The 17,477-nt window shown below is 73.4% G+C and carries 10 protein-coding genes; 3 read left to right on the forward strand and 7 right to left on the reverse strand.

What is annotated here, in order from left to right; genetic code table 11:
* Positions 1 to 34 precede the first annotated feature (34 nt).
* The gene (locus AC0KTA_RS12480; protein WP_481055189.1) at positions 35 to 3,553 is read right to left on the reverse strand and encodes an ATP-dependent helicase; all 3,519 of its coding nucleotides are present in this window, start codon (positions 3,551 to 3,553) and stop codon (positions 35 to 37) included.
* Between the two features lie 169 nt (positions 3,554 to 3,722).
* Positions 3,723 to 4,118 carry an MGMT family protein gene (locus AC0KTA_RS12485; RefSeq protein WP_481055190.1) on the reverse strand — a complete coding sequence of 132 codons (396 nt, stop codon included), beginning with the start codon at positions 4,116 to 4,118 and terminating at the stop codon, positions 3,723 to 3,725.
* 173 nt (positions 4,119 to 4,291) lie between these two features.
* On the opposite strand from AC0KTA_RS12485, the gene AC0KTA_RS12490 reads away from it, so the two are divergent.
* From AC0KTA_RS12490 to AC0KTA_RS12500, 3 genes are all read left to right on the forward strand, one after another.
* Positions 4,292 to 7,360, forward strand: coding sequence for a lysylphosphatidylglycerol synthase domain-containing protein (locus AC0KTA_RS12490; RefSeq protein ID WP_481055191.1), 3,069 nt, complete (start codon positions 4,292 to 4,294; stop codon positions 7,358 to 7,360).
* 35 nt (positions 7,361 to 7,395) lie between these two features.
* The gene (locus tag AC0KTA_RS12495) at positions 7,396 to 8,940 is read left to right on the forward strand and encodes an alpha/beta hydrolase (protein WP_481055192.1); all 1,545 of its coding nucleotides are present in this window, start codon (positions 7,396 to 7,398) and stop codon (positions 8,938 to 8,940) included.
* 117 nt (positions 8,941 to 9,057) lie between these two features.
* On the forward strand, positions 9,058 to 10,632 hold the full coding sequence (locus AC0KTA_RS12500; protein WP_481055193.1) for an alpha/beta hydrolase: 1,575 nt from the start codon (positions 9,058 to 9,060) through the stop codon (positions 10,630 to 10,632).
* Between the two features lie 136 nt (positions 10,633 to 10,768).
* Here AC0KTA_RS12500 and moeZ read toward each other — a convergent pair whose 3' ends face one another.
* From moeZ to AC0KTA_RS12525, 5 genes are all read right to left on the reverse strand, one after another.
* The gene (moeZ, locus tag AC0KTA_RS12505) at positions 10,769 to 11,947 is read right to left on the reverse strand and encodes an adenylyltransferase/sulfurtransferase MoeZ (RefSeq protein WP_481055194.1); all 1,179 of its coding nucleotides are present in this window, start codon (positions 11,945 to 11,947) and stop codon (positions 10,769 to 10,771) included.
* Between the two features lie 100 nt (positions 11,948 to 12,047).
* Positions 12,048 to 12,809, reverse strand: coding sequence for a spherulation-specific family 4 protein (locus tag AC0KTA_RS12510; protein WP_481055195.1), 762 nt, complete (start codon positions 12,807 to 12,809; stop codon positions 12,048 to 12,050).
* A complete protein-coding gene (locus AC0KTA_RS12515) occupies positions 12,797 to 13,750 on the reverse strand; it encodes an NAD-dependent epimerase/dehydratase family protein (RefSeq protein ID WP_481055196.1) in 954 nt (317 codons plus the stop codon). The genes AC0KTA_RS12510 and AC0KTA_RS12515 overlap by 13 nt, the downstream gene beginning before the upstream one ends.
* 335 nt (positions 13,751 to 14,085) lie before the next feature.
* Positions 14,086 to 15,204, reverse strand: a complete 1,119-nt coding sequence (locus tag AC0KTA_RS12520; RefSeq protein WP_481055197.1) for a hypothetical protein — start codon at positions 15,202 to 15,204, stop codon at positions 14,086 to 14,088.
* A 293-nt stretch (positions 15,205 to 15,497) separates the two neighbouring features.
* Positions 15,498 to 17,444 carry a glycosyltransferase gene (locus tag AC0KTA_RS12525; protein WP_481055198.1) on the reverse strand — a complete coding sequence of 649 codons (1,947 nt, stop codon included), beginning with the start codon at positions 17,442 to 17,444 and terminating at the stop codon, positions 15,498 to 15,500.
* Positions 17,445 to 17,477 lie beyond the last annotated feature (33 nt).

Genomic DNA, 17,477 nt, shown 5'->3' on the forward strand with positions numbered 1-17,477 from the left:
ACGTTGGCCACCGGTGGTGGCGGTGGGGCGTGGGTCAGTCCACGACGTGGCGGCCCTCCGGGCGGGCGCTGCACGACGCGCGGAACGCGCAGTGCGTGCAGTGCTGGCCCGTCGCGGGTGTGAAGCGTTCGTCGAGGACCTTGCCCGCGGCGGTGGCGAGGAGGTCCCCGACCCAGTCACCGGCGAGCGGCTCCTGGGCCTGGACCTTGGGCAGCGCGTCACCGCCGTCCTTCTTGGCGGCGCCCTGGCGCAGCTGGACCAGTTCCGCGCCGCCCACGTCGGGGCGTACGCCTTCGAAGACGTCGTCGGCAGCGCCCTCGCGCAACGCGAGCTGGTAGACGGCCAGTTGCGGGTGGCGGGCGACGTCGGCGGCGCTCGGGGCCTGCTTGCCGGTCTTGAAGTCCACTACGTAGGCACGGCCTTCGCCGTCCCGCTCGACGCGGTCCATGGAGCCGCGTACACGCACTTCGTAGGGACCCGCTTCGAGCGTCACGTCGAAGCCGTGCTCACTGGCGACCGGGGCGCGGCCCGCGTGGGCGCCGCTGACGTGCCACTGGAGGAAGCGTTCGAGCGCCACGCGCGCGTGCTCCTTCTCCTGTTCCGACTTCCAGGGGGCGTCGAAGGCGAGGGCGTCCCAGACGGAGTCGAGGCGCTCCATGAGGACGTCGAGGTCGGCGGGCGTGCGCCCGGAGGCGACCTCGTCGGCCAGGACGTGCACGACGTTGCCGAAGCCCTGGGCCGCGGTCGCGGGCGCGTCGGCCTTCACCTCGCGGCCCAGGAACCACTGCAGAGCACAGGTGTTGGCGAGCTGGTCGAGCGCGCTTCCCGAGAGGACGACCGGCTTGTCGCGGTCCCTCAGGGGCACCGCGCTCGCCGTCGGCTCGAACATGCCCCACCAGCGGTGCGGGTGCGCGGACGGGACGAGCGGACGCCCGTCGGCGTCGTCGAGCGCGGCCAGGCGGGCCAGACGCTGTGCGGCGGCTTCGCGCAGGGCGTCCGAGGCGTGCGGGTCGACGGTAGTGGCCCGCAGCTCCGCGACGAGCGCGGCGACGGACAGCGGGCGGCGCGGGCGGCCGGTCACGTCCTTCGGCTCGACGCCGAGTTCGGTGAGGAAGCGGGAGGGCTGGTCACCGTCGTCGGCGGGCGCCTTGACGGCGGTCACGACGAGGCGTTCTCGCGCGCGCGTGGCGGCGACGTAGAACAAACGGCGCTCTTCGGAGAGGAGTGCTCCCGGGGTGAGGGGTTCGGCGATGCCGTCGCGTCCGATGCGGTCGGCCTCCAGGAGCGAGCCGCGGCGGCGCAGGTCCGGCCAGAGGCCTTCCTGGACGCCCGCGACCACCACGAGCCGCCATTCGAGGCCCTTGGAGCGGTGTGCCGTCATCAGGCGTACGGCGTCGGGGCGCACGGCGCGGCGCGTGAGCGTGTCCGCGGCGATGTCCTGCGCCTCGATCTCGTCGAGGAAGTTGAGGGCGCCACGGCCGCCGGTGCGTTCCTCGGCGCGGGCCGCGGTGGCGAACAGGGCGCAGACCGCGTCGAGGTCGCGGTCCGCGTTGCGGCCCGCCGCGCCGCCGCGCCGCGCGGTGCGCTCCAGGCGGCGCGGCCACGGCGTGCCGTCCCACAGGTCCCACAGCGCCTGCTCGGCGGTCCCGCCGCCCGCGAGGCGCTTCCTGGCCCGGCTCAGCAGTTCGCCGAGGCGCTGGGCGCCCTTCGCGTACGAGGGGTCGTGCGCGGTCAGCCGCTCCGGCTCGGCGAGCACGCGGGCCAGCAACTCGTCCGAAGACGGCGGCAGATGGTTGCCCCCGGCCCGCTCCTCCTCCCGCAGGGCCCGGCCGAGGCGCCGCAGGTCGGCGGCGTCCATGCTCGCCAGGGGCGAGGTGAGGAGCGTGAGGGCGGTCTCGGTGTCGAGCCAGGCGGGAGTGGTGGGCGCGGCCTCGCGCGAGTCGTCGGACGACGGCTCCGGGGGCGACGGTTCGCTGGACGCCGCCTCCGGGGACGCCGATTCCGCGGACTCCAGCTTGTCCGGCGCCGCAGACTCCGGCTCGTCCAGCTCGTCCAGCTCGTCCAGCTCGACCAGCTCGACCGGCGCCGCCGACCCGTCCCGCTCCCCCGACTCGTCCGGCACCCCCTCCCCCGACTCCGCCCCCTCCCCCGACTCCGCCCTCGCCACCGCCCGCAGGGCCGTCAGCAGGGCCGTCACCGCGGGCTCGTGGCGCAGGGGGATGTCGTCGCCGTCTATGTCCAGGGGGACGCCCGCCGCGGTGAGGCTGCGGCGGACGGACGGGATGGTGCGGGTGCCCGCGCGGACGAGGACGGCCATCTCGCTCCAGGGGATGCCGTCCTCCAGGTGGGCGCGGCGCAGGATGTCCGCGATGTTGTCGAGCTCCGTGCCGGCCGTGGGGTACGTACGGACGTCGACGCGGCCGCCGTCCCTGGCGGCCGTCAGTTCCCGGTGGGCGCGCACCTTCTCCGCGGGCAGCCGGGTGAGCGGCATGCGCGCGGTGATCAGGCGGGTGGCCGCAAGGAGCCGCGCCCCGGACCTCCGGGACGTTGTCAGGACCTCGACCGGAGCGGGCGTGCCGTCCGCGCGCGGGAAGTCCGCCGGGAACTGGAGGATGCCGTTCACGTCGGCGCCACGGAAGGCGTAGATCGACTGATCGGGGTCTCCGAAGGCGACGAGGTCGCGGCCGCCGCCCGCGAGCGCGTGCAGCAGGCGCACCTGCGAAGGATCCGTGTCCTGGTACTCGTCGACGAACACCGCGTCGTACTGGGCCGCCAGCGCGCGGGCGACCTCGGGGCGGCGGGCGAGCAGCACCGCGCGGTGCACCAGCTCCGCGTAGTCGAGCACTCCTTGCATGTCGAGCACGTCGAGGTACTCGGCGAGGAACGCCGCCGCGGCGCGCCAGTCGGGGCGGCCGCCGCGCCGGGCGAAGGCGTCCAGGGCCGCCGGGCCGAGGCCCAGTTCGCGGCTACGCGCGAGCACGGCGCGCACCTCGTCGGCGAAGCCGCGCGTGGTGAGGCAGGCGCGCAGCTCGTCCGGCCAGCGCACCCGCGCGAGGCCCTCCCGCGCGAGGTCGGTCTGGCCGGCGAGGAGCTCGCGTACCGCCACGTCCTGCTCGGGTCCCGACAGCAGCCGGAGGGGTTCCACGAAGAGGTCGGCGTCCTGGTGGGCGCGGACGAGGGCGTAGCAGAACGAGTGGAACGTGGTCGCCTGCGGGGCGTCGGCGGCGCCTATGCGGTGCGCCATCCGGTCCCGCAGCTCGACGGCGGCCCTGCGGCTGAACGTGAGCACCAGGACGCGCTCGGGATCGGTCCCCTTGGCCACCCGCGCGGCCACCGCCTCCACCAGGGTGGTGGTCTTGCCGGTGCCCGGACCTGCGAGAACGAGCATCGGACCGCCGGCATGGTCAACCACGGCGCGCTGGCGTGCGTCCAGGTGAGGGGGATCCGCAGGGACCGGCGGGGTACGCACCAGTCGATAGGCGCCCGAGTTCCCCTGTCGTACCTGAGGGTGCGACGGGTGCCGGGCGTGCCGGACGGATGAAGTGGAGCTCACGTGGATCGCCGGTCCTGGTGGGTGTACTGGTCGAGGTGCGGCTGCGCGACAGCTGCGGGGTGAGTGTGAAATGCGTGCTGTCGACGCTACGCCAGCGAACGCGCGGGGCGCGTGGCTTCCCCCGGACGGGCCACCGGTCCGCCGCCGGTCCCGTGCATGGCGGAAGCTGTCAGGTGTGAGGCTCCGGAGCCACGTCCGCCGTGCCGCCGTCCCAGCGCGCCCTGCGCATGTCCAGGCGCGGCATGCTCCGCTCGGCCGCGCGGCCCACCTCCCGCAGCGGGGTGCCCTCCGCGCGGTAGGCCGCCAGCGCGCGCAGTTCGTGGCCCGGCAGCAGCACGCCGTCCGAGCGCACCACGCGCCACCACGGCACCGCGCCTCCGTAGAGCGCCATCACGCGGCCGACCTGGCGCGGGCCGCCCTCCTCCAGCCACTCCGCGATGTCTCCGTACGTCATCACGCGACCCGGAGGGATTCGTTCCGCCACATCCAGGACCCGCTCCGCGTACTCCGGCAGCTCCGCTTCGTACCCCGACAGCTCCGCTTCCGATCGGCTCTCCTCGCTCATCCGGACCATCCTGCCGCATGGCACCGACACGGTGACGGCTGCGCGACAGAGCGTGCGACAGTGCAGGCAACAGGGGCCGAAGTGGCAAATCGTGACCGTTTCGCGCCCCCGGATTGCCCCCTGATGCCCCCCGTTGTCAGCGGGGCATGCCACCATCGTGCGGGCGGTGACTGGTGATACGAGATCAAGAAGAGGCGACGGAGCAGCAGGGCGTGCATTCCGACAAGACGGCAGGCACCCCTGCGGACACGGCACGCCCGGACACCGGTGAGCACGTCCTGAAGTCCGACGAGACCGACGGCGGGTCCCACGACAGGTCTCACGACACGTCCCACAGCACGTCCCGCGACGACCGGCCGAAGCGATCGGAAATGGCCGGAAACCACCGCCGCCCGGACGAGGACCACTCGGATCCGGAAAAGGAACGCCCCGATCGGGATCGGGATCGCCCCAATCCGGATCGGGATCGCCCCGACACGGACGGGGAACACCCCGGCTCGAACGCCGACCACCCCGCACCACAGGACCCGGCACCACAGGACCCGGCACCACAGGACCCGGCACCACAGGACCCGGCACCACAGGACCCGGCACCACGGGACTCCGCCCACCTCCCCGACTGCGCCGACGAAGACGCGCACTCCGAGCGCGTGGAGGGCGACGAACCCCTCCTCCCCGCGCGCGTGCACCGCCCCTCCGACCTCATGCGGCTGCTCGTCGGCATCCTGGCGATCGCCGTGCTGCTCGCGATCTCCGCGTTCGCGCACGGCACGACGTCGGGCCTGGAGCAGGACATCAACGCGGGCACGGGCGAACCCCCGGACCTGCTGATGAAGCTGGCGGGGCTCACCGCGAGCATCGGCGTGCTGCTCGTCCCCGTGGCGTTCGCCATCGAGCGCCTGATCAAGCGGGACGGGCTGCGCATCGCCGACGGCGTCCTCGCGGCCGTCCTCGCGCACGGCGTGACGCTGGCCACCGACCTGTGGGTGGCCAAGGCCGCCCCGGAGTCCATCCAGGACGCGCTCACCCAGCCCTCACCGGGGGACATCAACTCCCTCACGGACCCGGTGCACGGCTACCTCGCGCCGGTCATCGCGTACATGACGGCCGTGGGCATGTCCCGCAGACCCCGCTGGCGCGTCGTCCTGCTCGTGGTGCTGCTGCTCGAAGCCTTCACGATGCTCGTCTCGGGCAACACGACACCGTTCTCGATCATCCTGACGGTGCTCATCGGCTGGAGCGTGGCGTACGGCACGCTGTACGCGGTCGGCTCGCCCAATGTGCAGCCCACCGGCCAGACGCTGCTCACGGGCCTCAGGCACGTCGGCTTCCGCCCGGTGGGCGCGGCCCGCGAGGAGTCCGGCGACGCCTCCGACCAGGACAACCGCGGCCGGCGCTACTTCGTGACGCTGGAGGACGGCCCACCCCTGGACGTCACGGTCATCGACCGCGAGCAACAGGCGCAGGGCTTCTTCTACCGCGTGTGGCGCCGGCTCACGCTGCGCGGCATCACCCAGCGCCGCAGCCTCCAGTCGCTGCGCCAGGCCCTGGAGCAGGAGGCCCTGCTCGCGTACGCGGCGATCGCGGCGGGCGCCAACGCGCCCAAGCTGATCGCCACCTCCGAGCTCGGCCCGGACGCCGTGATCCTCGTGTACGAGCACACGGGCGGCCGCTCCCTGGACTCGCTGCCGGACGCGGCCCTCACCGACGACCTCCTCCGCGACACCTGGCGCCAGGTCAAGGCGCTGCAGTCGCGCCGCATCGCACATCGCAGGCTGGCCGGTGACGCGATCCTGGTGGATCGTTCCGGCACGGTCATCCTGACCGATCTGCGCGGCGGCGAGATCGCGGCCGGTGACCTCGTCCTGCGCATGGACATCGCCCAGCTCCTGACCGCCTTCGGGCTGCGCGTCGGCGCCGAGCGCGCGGTCGCCACGGCCGTCGACGTCCTCGGCCCGGACGCCGTGGCGGACTGTCTGCCGCTTCTCCAGCCGATCGCGCTGACCCGCTCCACGCGCGGGACGCTGCGCAAGCGGGCCCGGGAGCGCGCCGAGCAGGAGCGCGAGGCCGTCCTCGAGGCGTCCCGCAAGGCCAGGCTCACGCGCGAAGAGGGCGACGACGTCTCCGAAGAGACGGACGCGGCCGCCTCCCGCAAGGCCGCGCGCGTGGAGAAGCCACGGAAGCAGGCCGAGAAACAGGCCATAGACGAAGCCCTGGAACAGGCACGCGAGGAGGACCTGCTCACCCAGATCCGCCACCAGGTGCTGCTGATCCGGCCGACGGCCCCCGTGGAACCGGCACAGCTGGAACGCATCAGGCCGCGCACACTGATCAGCTTCATCGCCGGCGCCGTCGGCGCGTACTTCCTGCTGTCGCAGCTCACGCACGTCGACTTCGGCACCATCGTCGGAGAGGCCGAGTGGGGCTGGGTCGCCGCGGCCGTGGCGTTCTCGGCGCTGAGCTACTTCGCCGCCGCGATGAGCCTGCTGGGCTTCGTGCCGGAGCGGGTGCCGTTCCTGCGAGCGGTGTCGGCGCAGGTCGCCGGGTCGTTCGTGAAGCTCGTGGCCCCCGCCGCGGTGGGCGGCGTGGCGCTGAACACGCGCTTCCTGCAGCGCTCGGGGGTGCGCTCGGGGCTCGCGGTGGCGAGCGTCGGTGCCTCCCAGCTCTTCGGCCTCGGCTCGCACATCCTGCTGCTGCTGATCTTCGGGTATGTGACCGGCACGCAGAAGACGCCGACCCTGACGCCGTCCCGTACGGTGATCGCGGGCCTGCTGACCGTCGCGGTCCTCGTCCTCGTGGTGACCGCGATCCCGTTCCTGCGGAAATTCGTCGTCACGCGTGTGCGGTCGCTGTTCGCCGGTGTCGTGCCGCGCATGCTCGACGTCCTGCAGCGCCCGCAGAAGCTGCTCACCGGCATCGGCGGCATGCTGCTCCTGACGTTCCTGTTCGTGCTGTGCCTGGACGCCTCGGTGCGGGCCTTCGCGAGCGAGGAGATGGGCACGCTGAGCCTCGCCAGCGTCGCGGTGGTCTTCCTCGCGGGCAACGCGCTGGGCTCGGCGGCGCCCACGCCCGGCGGGGTCGGCGCGGTCGAGGCGACGCTGACGGTCGGCCTGATCGCGGTGGGCGTACCGAAGGACGTGGCGGCGCCGGCGGTGCTGCTCTACCGGCTGCTCACGCTGTGGCTGCCGGTGCTCCCCGGATGGCTGTTCTTCAACCACCTCACCCGTAAGGGGCTGTTGTAGGGGCGCCTTGACGGACTCCGCCGCAGGATGGAGCCATGCCCAAGCTCCCGCCGCGCGTCAAGGCCCTGTCCGCCACCGCCGTCCTGCTGACCGCCGCGCTCACGGCGTGCGGGGGCTCCGACTCCTCGGACGACGCGTCGCCGGACCAGAAGCTGAGCTGGAAGGACTGCCCGGCCCCGGCCGCGGCGGAGGGCGGCGGCGAGGCGCCCTCACCGCTGCCCGGCGGCGCGGAGTGGCAGTGCGCCACCATGAAGGCGCCGCTCGACTGGGACGAGCCCAAGGGCGACACCGTGGACATCGCCCTGATCCGCGCGAAGGCCAGCGGCGACGAGAACAAGCGCATCGGCTCCCTCGTCTTCAACTTCGGCGGTCCCGGCGGCTCGGGCATCACCACGCTGCCCGCCTTCGGCTCGGACTACGCGACGCTGCGCACCCGCTACGACCTGGTGAGCTTCGACCCGCGCGGCGTCGGCCGCAGCGAGGGCGTCACGTGCGAGGACACCGAGGGACTCGACGAGTACTTCCAGCAGGACGCGACGCCCGACGACGACGCCGAGCGGACGAAGCTCATCGACAACGTCACGACGTTCAACGGGGAGTGCGAGAAGAACTCCAAGAAGGTGCTCCCCCATGTGCGCACCACGGACGCGGCCCGCGACATGGACCTGATGCGGCAGGTGCTCGGTGACGACAAGCTGCACTACTTCGGCATCTCGTACGGCACCGAACTCGGCGGCGTGTACGCCCACTTGTTCCCCAAGAACGTGGGCCGCGCGGTCTTCGACGCGGTCGTCGACCCCACCCAGACCCCCGAGCAGGGCTCGCTCGGGCAGGCCGAGGGCTTCCAGCTCGCGCTCGACAACTTCGCCAAGGACTGCACTTCGCGGGCCGAGGACTGCCCCGTGGGGAACAGTGAGCAGGACGTCAAGGACCGCATCGCGCAGCTCCTGAAGGACCTCGACAGCAAGCCGCTGCCCGCGCTGCCGCCGCGCGAGCTGACGCAGACGGCGGCGACGAACGGCATCGCGCAGGCCCTGTACTCCAAGGACTTCTGGCCCTACCTCACCCAGGGCCTCGAAGACGCCTACGACGGCGACGGCAAGATCCTGATGGTCCTGTCCGACTCGATGAACGGCCGCAACGAGGACGGCGAGTACAGCAACATCCAGGCGGCCAACGTCGCCATCAACTGCGCCGACGACAAGCCGCGTTACACGCCCGACGACGTCGAGTCGAAGCTGCCCGAGTTCCGCAAGGCCTCGCCGCTGTTCGGCGACTATCTGGCGTGGGGCATGGTCAACTGCACCGACTGGGCGGTCGACGGCGCCGCGGACCACCCGGACGTGAGCGCTCCGGGCGCCGCGCCCGTCCTCGTCATCGGCAACACCGGCGACCCGGCCACGCCGTACGAGGGCGCGCGCAAGATGGCGGCCGCCCTCGGCGAGGGCGTCGGCGTCGAGCTGACGTACAAGGGCCAGGGGCACGGGGCGTACGACAGCAAGAACAAGTGTGTGCGGGGTGCCGTGGACGGCTATCTGCTGGAAGGCACGGTGCCCAAGGCGGGCACCATCTGTACCTGATCGCGCACCGGCCGTTCCGGATCGGGCGCCCGCCGTGACTGATCGGCCGCCCGCCAGATCCACTTGTCAGTGGCCGTGCCTACTATGGCCTGACTGTCTTCCGAGGGGGGAAGCGTCATGCCGCGTTTCGTACGGTCAGCAGCTCTGGCCGCCGCAGGGGTTCTGGTGGCCGGGCTCGCCGTGGGATGCGGTGGCTCGTCCGACGACAAGGACGACCGGGCCGACGGGAAGCGGCCCGCGCCCACGGGAGCCGATCCGGCGCCGAAGCCCGACCCCTCCTCCACGCTGCCCGCCTCCGTCACCACGCAGAAGCTCGACTGGGGCCGCTGCGAGGCCTCCGGCAGCGAACCGGCGCCGGGCGACGAGTGGCAGTGCACGACGCTGAAGGTCCCGCTCGACTACGAGAAGCCGGACGGCGAGACGATCGGCATCGCGCTGATACGCGCGAAGTCCACCGGCAAGGGCGACCGCATCGGCTCGCTCCTGTTCAACTTCGGCGGCCCGGGCGGCTCCGGCGTCTCCATGCTGCCCTCCTTCGGAGACTCGTACGGCAAACTGCGCGAGCGGTACGACCTGGTGAGCTTCGACCCGCGCGGGGTCGCTGCCAGCGAGGGCGTGCGCTGCCGCAGCGACAAGGAGACCCAGGCCGCGGAGAACACCGACCTCACCCCGGACACCCCGGCCGAGGAAAAGGCGTACTTCGAGGACGCCGCGGACTTCGGCGCCGGCTGCGCGCGCGCCGCCAAGAAGCTGCTCCCGCACGTCTCGACGGCCGAGGCCGCCCGCGACATGGACGTGCTGCGCCAGGTCCTCGGCGACGAGAAGCTGCACTACTTCGGCATCTCGTACGGCACCGAACTCGGCGGTACGTACGCCCACTTGTTCCCCAAGAAGGTCGGCCGCCTCACGCTCGACGCGGTGGTGGACCCGACGTCGGGCACGGTGGGCCACGCCGAGAACCAGGCGCGGGGCTTCCAGCGCGCCCTCGACAACTACCTGAAGGCCAACGGCCAGGACCCGAAGGCGGGCACCAAGAAGATCGTCGACCTGCTGCGCCGCATCGACGCCAAGCCACTGCGCACGGACACGCCGGGCCGCAAGCTGAGCGAGGCGCTCGCGACGACCGGCATAACGGTCACGCTGTACAGCAAGCAGACCTGGCCCGCCCTGACCAACGCCCTGGCAGAGGCGGAGAAGGGCGACGGCACGGCCCTGCTGCAACTGGCCGACGCGTACAACGAACGGGACGCGTCCGGGCGTTACAGCACCCAGAGCCACTCGCAGCGCGCGATCTCCTGCCGTGACGGCAAGGAGCGGCCGACGCCCGAGCAGGCCAAGGCGGAGCTCGGCCGATTCCGCGAGATATCCCCGCTGTTCGGCACGTTCATGGGCTGGGACACGGCGGGCTGGTGCCACGACTGGCCGGTGGCCGGGCTGCACGACAGCCCCGAGGTGAGCGCCCCCGGTGCCGCCCCCGTCCTCGTCGTCGGCAACACCGGCGACCCGGCCACGCCGTACGAGGGCGCCCGGAAGATGGCGGACGAGCTGGGCAAGGGCGTCGGCGTCCACCTGACGTGGAAGGGCGAGGGCCACGGGGCGTACGGCAACGGCAGCGACTGCGTGGACGGCACGATCAACGACTACATGCTGGACGGCAAGGTCCCGGACGACGGCAAGGTCTGCGAGTCCTGAGCATCGGGCGGCCCGCGGTTCGGGCGCGCCCGGGCTCTGCGTGGTCACGCGCGGTCCCGGCGTGGGCAGGCGCGCGGGCCCGGACAGCCGAAGGCCCCGCCCACCGGAGTGAGCGGGGCCCGGGGGAAAACCGCGCCTAGTAGACCGGCTTCTCCGGCTCGACCTGGTGGACCCACCCGATCACGCCGCCGCCCACGTGCACCGCGTCCGCGAAGCCCGCGGACTTGAGCACGGCGAGGACTTCCGCACTGCGGACACCCGTCTTGCAATGCAGGACGATCTTCTTGTCCTGCGGGAGCGTCTCCAGGGCGGTGCCCATGAGGAACTCGTTCTTCGGGATCAGCTTGGCGCCCGGGATGGAGACGATCTCGTACTCGTTCGGCTCGCGGACGTCGATGATCTCGATCTTCTCGTCGGCGTCGATCCACTCCTTGAGCTGCTTGGGAGTGATCGTCGAACCGGCCGCCGCCTCCTGGGCCTCTTCGGAGACGACGCCGCAGAAGGCCTCGTAGTCGATGAGCTCGGTGACGGTGGGGTTCTCGCCGCAGACCGCGCAGTTCGGGTCCTTGCGGACCTTGACCTGGCGGTACTGCATCTCCAGGGCGTCGTAGATCATCAGGCGGCCGACGAGCGGCTCGCCGATGCCGGCGAGGAGCTTGATGGCCTCGTTGACCTGGATGGAGCCGATCGACGCGCACAGGACGCCGAGGACGCCGCCCTCGGCGCAGGACGGGACCATGCCGGGCGGCGGGGGCTCCGGGTACAGGCAGCGGTAGCACGGCCCGTGCTCGGACCAGAACACCGAGGCCTGGCCGTCGAAGCGGTAGATCGAGCCCCATACGTAGGGCTTGTTCAGGAGCACGCACGCGTCGTTGACCAGGTAACGCGTGGCGAAGTTGTCGGTGCCGTCGACGATCAGGTCGTACTGACCGAAGATGTCCATCACGTTCTCGGCCTCGAGCCGCTCTTCGTGCAGGACCACGTTCACGTACGGATTGATGCCGAGCACCGAGTCCTTCGCGGACTCCGCCTTGGAGCGGCCGATGTCGGCCTGGCTGTGGATGATCTGGCGCTGCAGGTTCGACTCGTCGACCTCGTCGAACTCCACGATGCCGAGGGTGCCGACGCCCGCCGCCGCGAGGTACATCAGCGCCGGTGACCCGAGGCCGCCGGCGCCCACACAGAGCACCTTGGCGTTCTTCAGCCGCTTCTGCCCGTCCATCCCGACATCGGGGATGATCAGGTGGCGGGAGTACCTGCGAACCTCGTCGACGGTGAGCTCGGATGCTGGCTCGACCAGGGGTGGCAGCGACACGGGGACTCCGTTGGTCGGAAGTGCGATCGGGGTCCCCCGGGCCCGGCGCGGCCGGGTCCGGGGGACGTTTGTTCTCTTCGTAACACTGCCACGGCCATCTTCATTCCGAGACACCTGGTCCGATACGCGAGACGATTTCGTCCCAGTAACCGGGCAGGGCCTCCCAGGGGGCGGCGGCCCGGCCCGCGTCGGTGCGGTCGGTGAAGTAGATCGTCGAGGCCCCCTGCCAGCGGGCGACGCGCAGTGCCTCGTCGAGGTGACCGAGGGGCATGCCGTGGACGAGGTGGCAGAAGCGCTCGGGCGGGTGGTCGGCGGTCCACTCGGCGACCTGCGACCAGCGGTAGTCGCTCCAGGGCCCGGCGAAGGTCACCAACTGGTCGGCGGCGTCGGCGTATCCGGGGTACGGGTGCGTGCCGTGCCCGAACACGATGTGCCCGTCGTCGGCCCCGGCCCGGAGCAGGGCGCGCAGGGTGGTCACCGTGCGCGCGACCTCCGGGAGGGCCGCGCGTTCGGTCGGGCAGCGGCCGAGGAAGAAGCCGTCCACCAGATACCAGTCGAGGTAGCGGTGGGCGTCGGAGACCAGCTCGCCGAAGCCGCGGGCGCCGTACGTCACATCGAGGTGCCCGAGGACCCGGACCCCGGCGTTCCGCAGCCGTCCGGCGGCGTCGAGGCAGTGCGGGTCGGGCCGGTCGCCCGGGCCGTTGTCGACATTCAGGACAACCCAGTGCAAAGGGGTGCCGGGGCGGGCGAGTTCGTTCCATTCGGAGGGGGCGAGCAGGGGGTGGGCGAAGCCGGGGACGCCGAATCCGACGCGTACGTCGGTCTGGGCGACGCCCGTGGCCGTGCTGCTCAGATGCGGCATGCCGCCTCCATCCAGATGTCGGCCAGGGACTCTTCGAGGTTGATGCGGGGCCGCCAGCCGAGCCGGTCGCGCGCGGTGCGCACGTCGGCCTGCTGCCAGCTTCCGCAGCCGTCGGGGTAGGGGTACGCGGTCGGTCCCGCGTGCTCCGGATCGGCGCGGGGGTGGCCGATGGCCGGCCGGAGCGGCGGCTGGTCGAGCTCGTGCAGCGCGCCGCCGTAGCCCGCGACGCGCGCGAGCACGGCCGCCGCGTCCCGCAGCCGCACGGCGCGCCCGGAGCCGATGTTGACGATGCCCTGGGCCGCGGAGAGCGAGGCGGCGTGCACGGCGCGCGCGATGTCGCGTACGTCGATGAAGTCCCGCTGGACGCCGAGTCCGCCGAGCTTGAGCTCGCCGTCGCCGGACTGCATGGCGCGCCGCATGGCCTCGGCGAGCCGGCCGAGCGGCGAGCCGGCGGGGGTGCCGGGGCCCGCGGGCGAGAACACCCGCAGGACGACGGCGTCGAGGCCGGAGCCGAGGACGAGTTCGGTGGCGGCGAGCTTGCTGACGCCGTACGGCCCGCCGGGGCGGGGCACGGCGTCCTCGGCCGTCGACGAGCCGGGCTGGCTCGGTCCGTACTCGGCGCCGCAGCCGAGCTGCACCAGGCGGGCGCCGCAGCCGCTGCGGCGCAGGGCCTCGCAGATGGTCGCGACGGCGACGGTGTTGTGCCGGGTCAGCTCGCGGGCGCCGCCGCGGGTGGCGCCCGCGCAGTTGATGACGACGCCCGGGTGCACGGCGTCCAGGAAGCGGGTGAGCGCGCCGGGGCTGCCGCTCGCGAGGTCGAACCGCACGTCCGAGTCGTCGCCCCGGCCGAGCGCGGTGAGCTGCACGGCCGGGTCGGCGAGCAGCCGGTCGGCCACGAAGCGGCCGAGGTATCCGTTGGCTCCGATCAGCAGCACCCTCATCGGGCGACTCCCGGGACGGACGCTCGGAAGGTGGGGGTGATCATCTGGGCTTCTCCTTCAGGGTGTTGCCGATTCACGGTGTTGCCGATTCCGGTGTTGCCGATTCACGGTGTTGCCGAGTTCAGGGCTCAGGGCACTGGTGGTCTGGGGCGTGGTCTGGGAGCGGGGCGCGGGGCCCGGGGGCGGGCCGGTGCTGCGGCCGCGCGTGGCGCCCCTGTGTGGACAGGGGCGCGGGACGGTGTCGGGGGGTGCGCCGAGGTGACGGCACGCTCCCGTGCGGCGGTGCGCTCCGGGGTGGCAGAGCGCACCGGGGCGACGGGGCGGGGGTAACGCGCTCACCGCGCACCACCCGCGGTCGCGTGTGCGGAGGCCCGGCCCGCGGAATGTGCGGAGGCCCGGCTCAGGGCGTGTGCGGAGGCCCGGCCGAGGACCCGGATCGCGCGGGCGAGCAGCACCGCGGCCCCGGCGGCGCAGGCGAGGACGGCCACGGCGCCGGTGCCGCTCGCCGCGACCAGGCGTTCGACCGGCGCCGCGAGGAATCCGCACCCCGGCAGGCGCCCCGCGAACACCAGGGCCACCGCGGCGGCCTGGGTCGCGCCGACCGTCGCGTAGACGAGGGCAGGGGCGCGGCGGGAGCCGTGGGTCCGGAGCATCCTGCCGAGCCACAGGAGCGCGGCCAGCGCGCCCGCGCCGGTCAGCGTGAGGGGCGCGTCCGGTCCGGGCACCGGCAGGGCGCCCGCTCCGGCGAACAGCGCGCCGACCGCGCACAGGAAGAGCGCGAACACGGCGATCAGCAACGGCCTTACGGAGGCGGCGAATTCGGCGAGTCCCCGGCTGGCGCCGAGCCTGCCGTCCGCCCGCACCGCGAACAGCCGGGCGCACCACACGCCGGGCGCGACGGCGCCCGCGAGGACGAGGGCCGCCGCGGCGGACGGCGCCCAGGGCCCGCCCGACCCGTCCGCTCCGCCCGGGGCGGCGGCCCGCAGCAGCCCGTCGCCGAGCAGGGCGTACGCCAGCAGCCAGCACACCCAGGCGCCGGTGGCGCGGCCGGCCGGGCACGCGGCGCGCAGCGGGCCGTACCGCAGAGCGACCCATCCGGCCGCCGCCACGGCGAGCGCGCCACCGAGGCCCACCGCGAGGCGCGCGGGGCCGTCGACCAGGCCGAGCCCCGCGACGGCAAGGGCGCAGACGGCGCCCGGCAGCAGGGCCAGCACCGCCCAGCCGGGCGGGACTCCCGTTCCGGTCTCGCCCCGGACATCGCCCGCGGTGTCGGCCAGGGCGTCCCACTCCGCGCTGTCCTGCGGCACGCGCGCGTACATCTCCTCCGCGAGCGCGAACACGTCGCGGTGCCGGAACCGCGCGGCCGTCCGGTCGGTGACTCCGTGCGCCTCCAGGCCCGCCGCGATCTCCAGCGGGTCGACGGCGCGCTCGCAGAGGTCGCGGTGGCGGTGCATGAGCGCCTTCACCGGGTCGGCGGGGCCGCGGCGGGGGGGTGCGGGGGCGGCGGTACGTTCGGGGGCAACTTCGGGGGTACGTGGCGGAGTTACCGATTCCGCAGCGGCGCCGTCGACCGGGGCGCCCGCTCCGGCATGCCCGACTCCGGCGTCCGCCCCGGCACCGACGCCAACCTCAGCCCCAGCCCCGTCGCCGGGTCCAGCCCCAGCCACCAACTCCTCCGACCGCGCGTCCCAGCCCCCCGCGCCCCCGGGCGCCCGCGGCACGTCCACCGAGCGTTCCGGCCAGCCCGTCATGACAACGCCTCCCTCAGCCCAAGACCCAACCCGGGCCGTACACCGCTCTGTTGGCGCGCGGCGGCCGCCCAGCTCGGCGCGGGCGCGGACGTAGGCGCACCGGCGGCCCCGACCACACCGCCCGCACCGGCCGTATCGGACGCATCGTCTGCACCAGACACCCCAGGTGCTCCAAGTGCTCCAAGTGCCCCGGACGTCCCGAACACCCCGCCGCCGGACACACCTCCACCAGCACCCGTCCCGCCCCGCGCCGCCCACCGACCCGGCACATACGCCTCGGCGGGGTGGGCGAACGGCACCGGCTCGCCCGCCTCGTTCACGGCCTCCCGCGGGACCGGGCAGTGCGAGACGATCTCCAGGTAAATGCCGTTAAATGCTGCAATGTTCTGCTCGACCGTGAAGAGTTCGAGCGCTCGTGCCCGTGCCGCCGCCCCCAGGCGCGCGCGGCGCTCGGGGTCGCGCAGGAGCGCCACGCACGCCTGCGCGAGCGCCCGCGGATTGCGCGGCGGGACCACGAGGCCGGTGCCGCCGATGACTTCCACCACCGCGCCGACGTCCGTCGAGACGGTCGCGCGGCCGCAGAGCATCGCTTCGATCAGGCTGATCGGAAAGCCCTCGACGACGCTGGACAGGACGACCACGCCGCCCGCGGCATACGCGTCCGGGAGGTCGGGCACCTCCGGGCCGCCGACCTCCTCGAAGGACACCGGGTTGGCGCCGACGGCGTGCGCGCCGTCCGCCTCGTCGGGGAAGAGCTGTGCGGCGAGCGCGCGGCAGTGGTCGAGGTACGCCGCCTCCTCCGGGCCGTCCGCGAGCGCGCCGACGATGCGCAGGCGCGCCTTGGGCTCTGCCTTGCGGACCTCCGCGAAGGCGTGCAGGAGTGAGATCAGGTCCTTCGCGGGCTCGACCCGGCCGACCCAGATCAGGGTCTCCGGCTCCCCCGCGTCCTCGCGCTCGCCGACCTCGCCGAAGCGGCCCGCGGGCAGGCCCGGGTAGACCGTGCGCAGCTTCGCGCGGTCGGCGCCGCACCGTTCCTGCCAGCGGCGCGCGTGCGCGTTGCCGGGGGTGACGACGGCGGCCTGGCGGTACACCTCGGCGGCGAGCCGGCCGTGGAAGGCGGCGAGCAGCGCCCGCGCGGGCGCGCCGAGCCCCGGCTCACCACTGCCCCCAGTTCCCGCAGCCGCACGCGCACCGGCACCGGCACCGGCCCTCGCACCCGCACCCGCACCCGCACCCGCACCCGCCAGATAATGCGCCCGCAACTGCACCCCGTACTCGGTGACCAGCAGCGGAACCCCCGCGAAGTGCTTGGCGAGGAGTCCCGGCAGCGCGGCGCCGCCGCCCGCCGTGGCGTGGCAGAGGTCGACCGCGCCCAGCTCGTCGTCCCCGTACCAGTCCAGGGACAGCGGGCGCAGCACGCGCTCCCACTCACCCGCGACGGCCAACAGATCCGGCACCCGGGCGGCGCGCGCGGCCCGCGGTGCGCCCGGCGCGCGGCAGGCGCTCTCAAGGGCGCGCACGGCGGCTTCGGAGCGCAGGGCGCCGGCCAGGCCACCCGACCCACCCGACCCACCAGACTCGCGGGCGAGTTCGGCGAGCCCGTACAGAGCGCTGCCGAAACGGTCCGCCAACTGGCCGGAGTCGTCCGCTCCAGCGCATACGGCCCCTGCCAACTCGCCGAAGCCCTCGGCGAACCTGCGTCGCACCCGTCGGCCGAGGCCGAGCCGGGCGCCGTCACCCGGCCCCCACAGCGGAGCGCTCCGCACCCGCCGCACCTGCGCGGGGAGCTCCACCCAGCCCCGCGCCTCCTGCCGCTCGCTCCGGCTCAGCGCGTACACGTCGAACTCGTGCTGCCCGAGCCCGCGCACGAGCCGGTCGCACCAGAGCCTGGCCTCACCGCCCACATACGGATAACCACCCTCCGTAAGCAGTCCAATGCGCACGCGTGCACCCCCGATCTCCCATATGGGGAGCCG

It is taken from the genome of Streptomyces sp. Y309 (genome assembly GCF_056712025.1).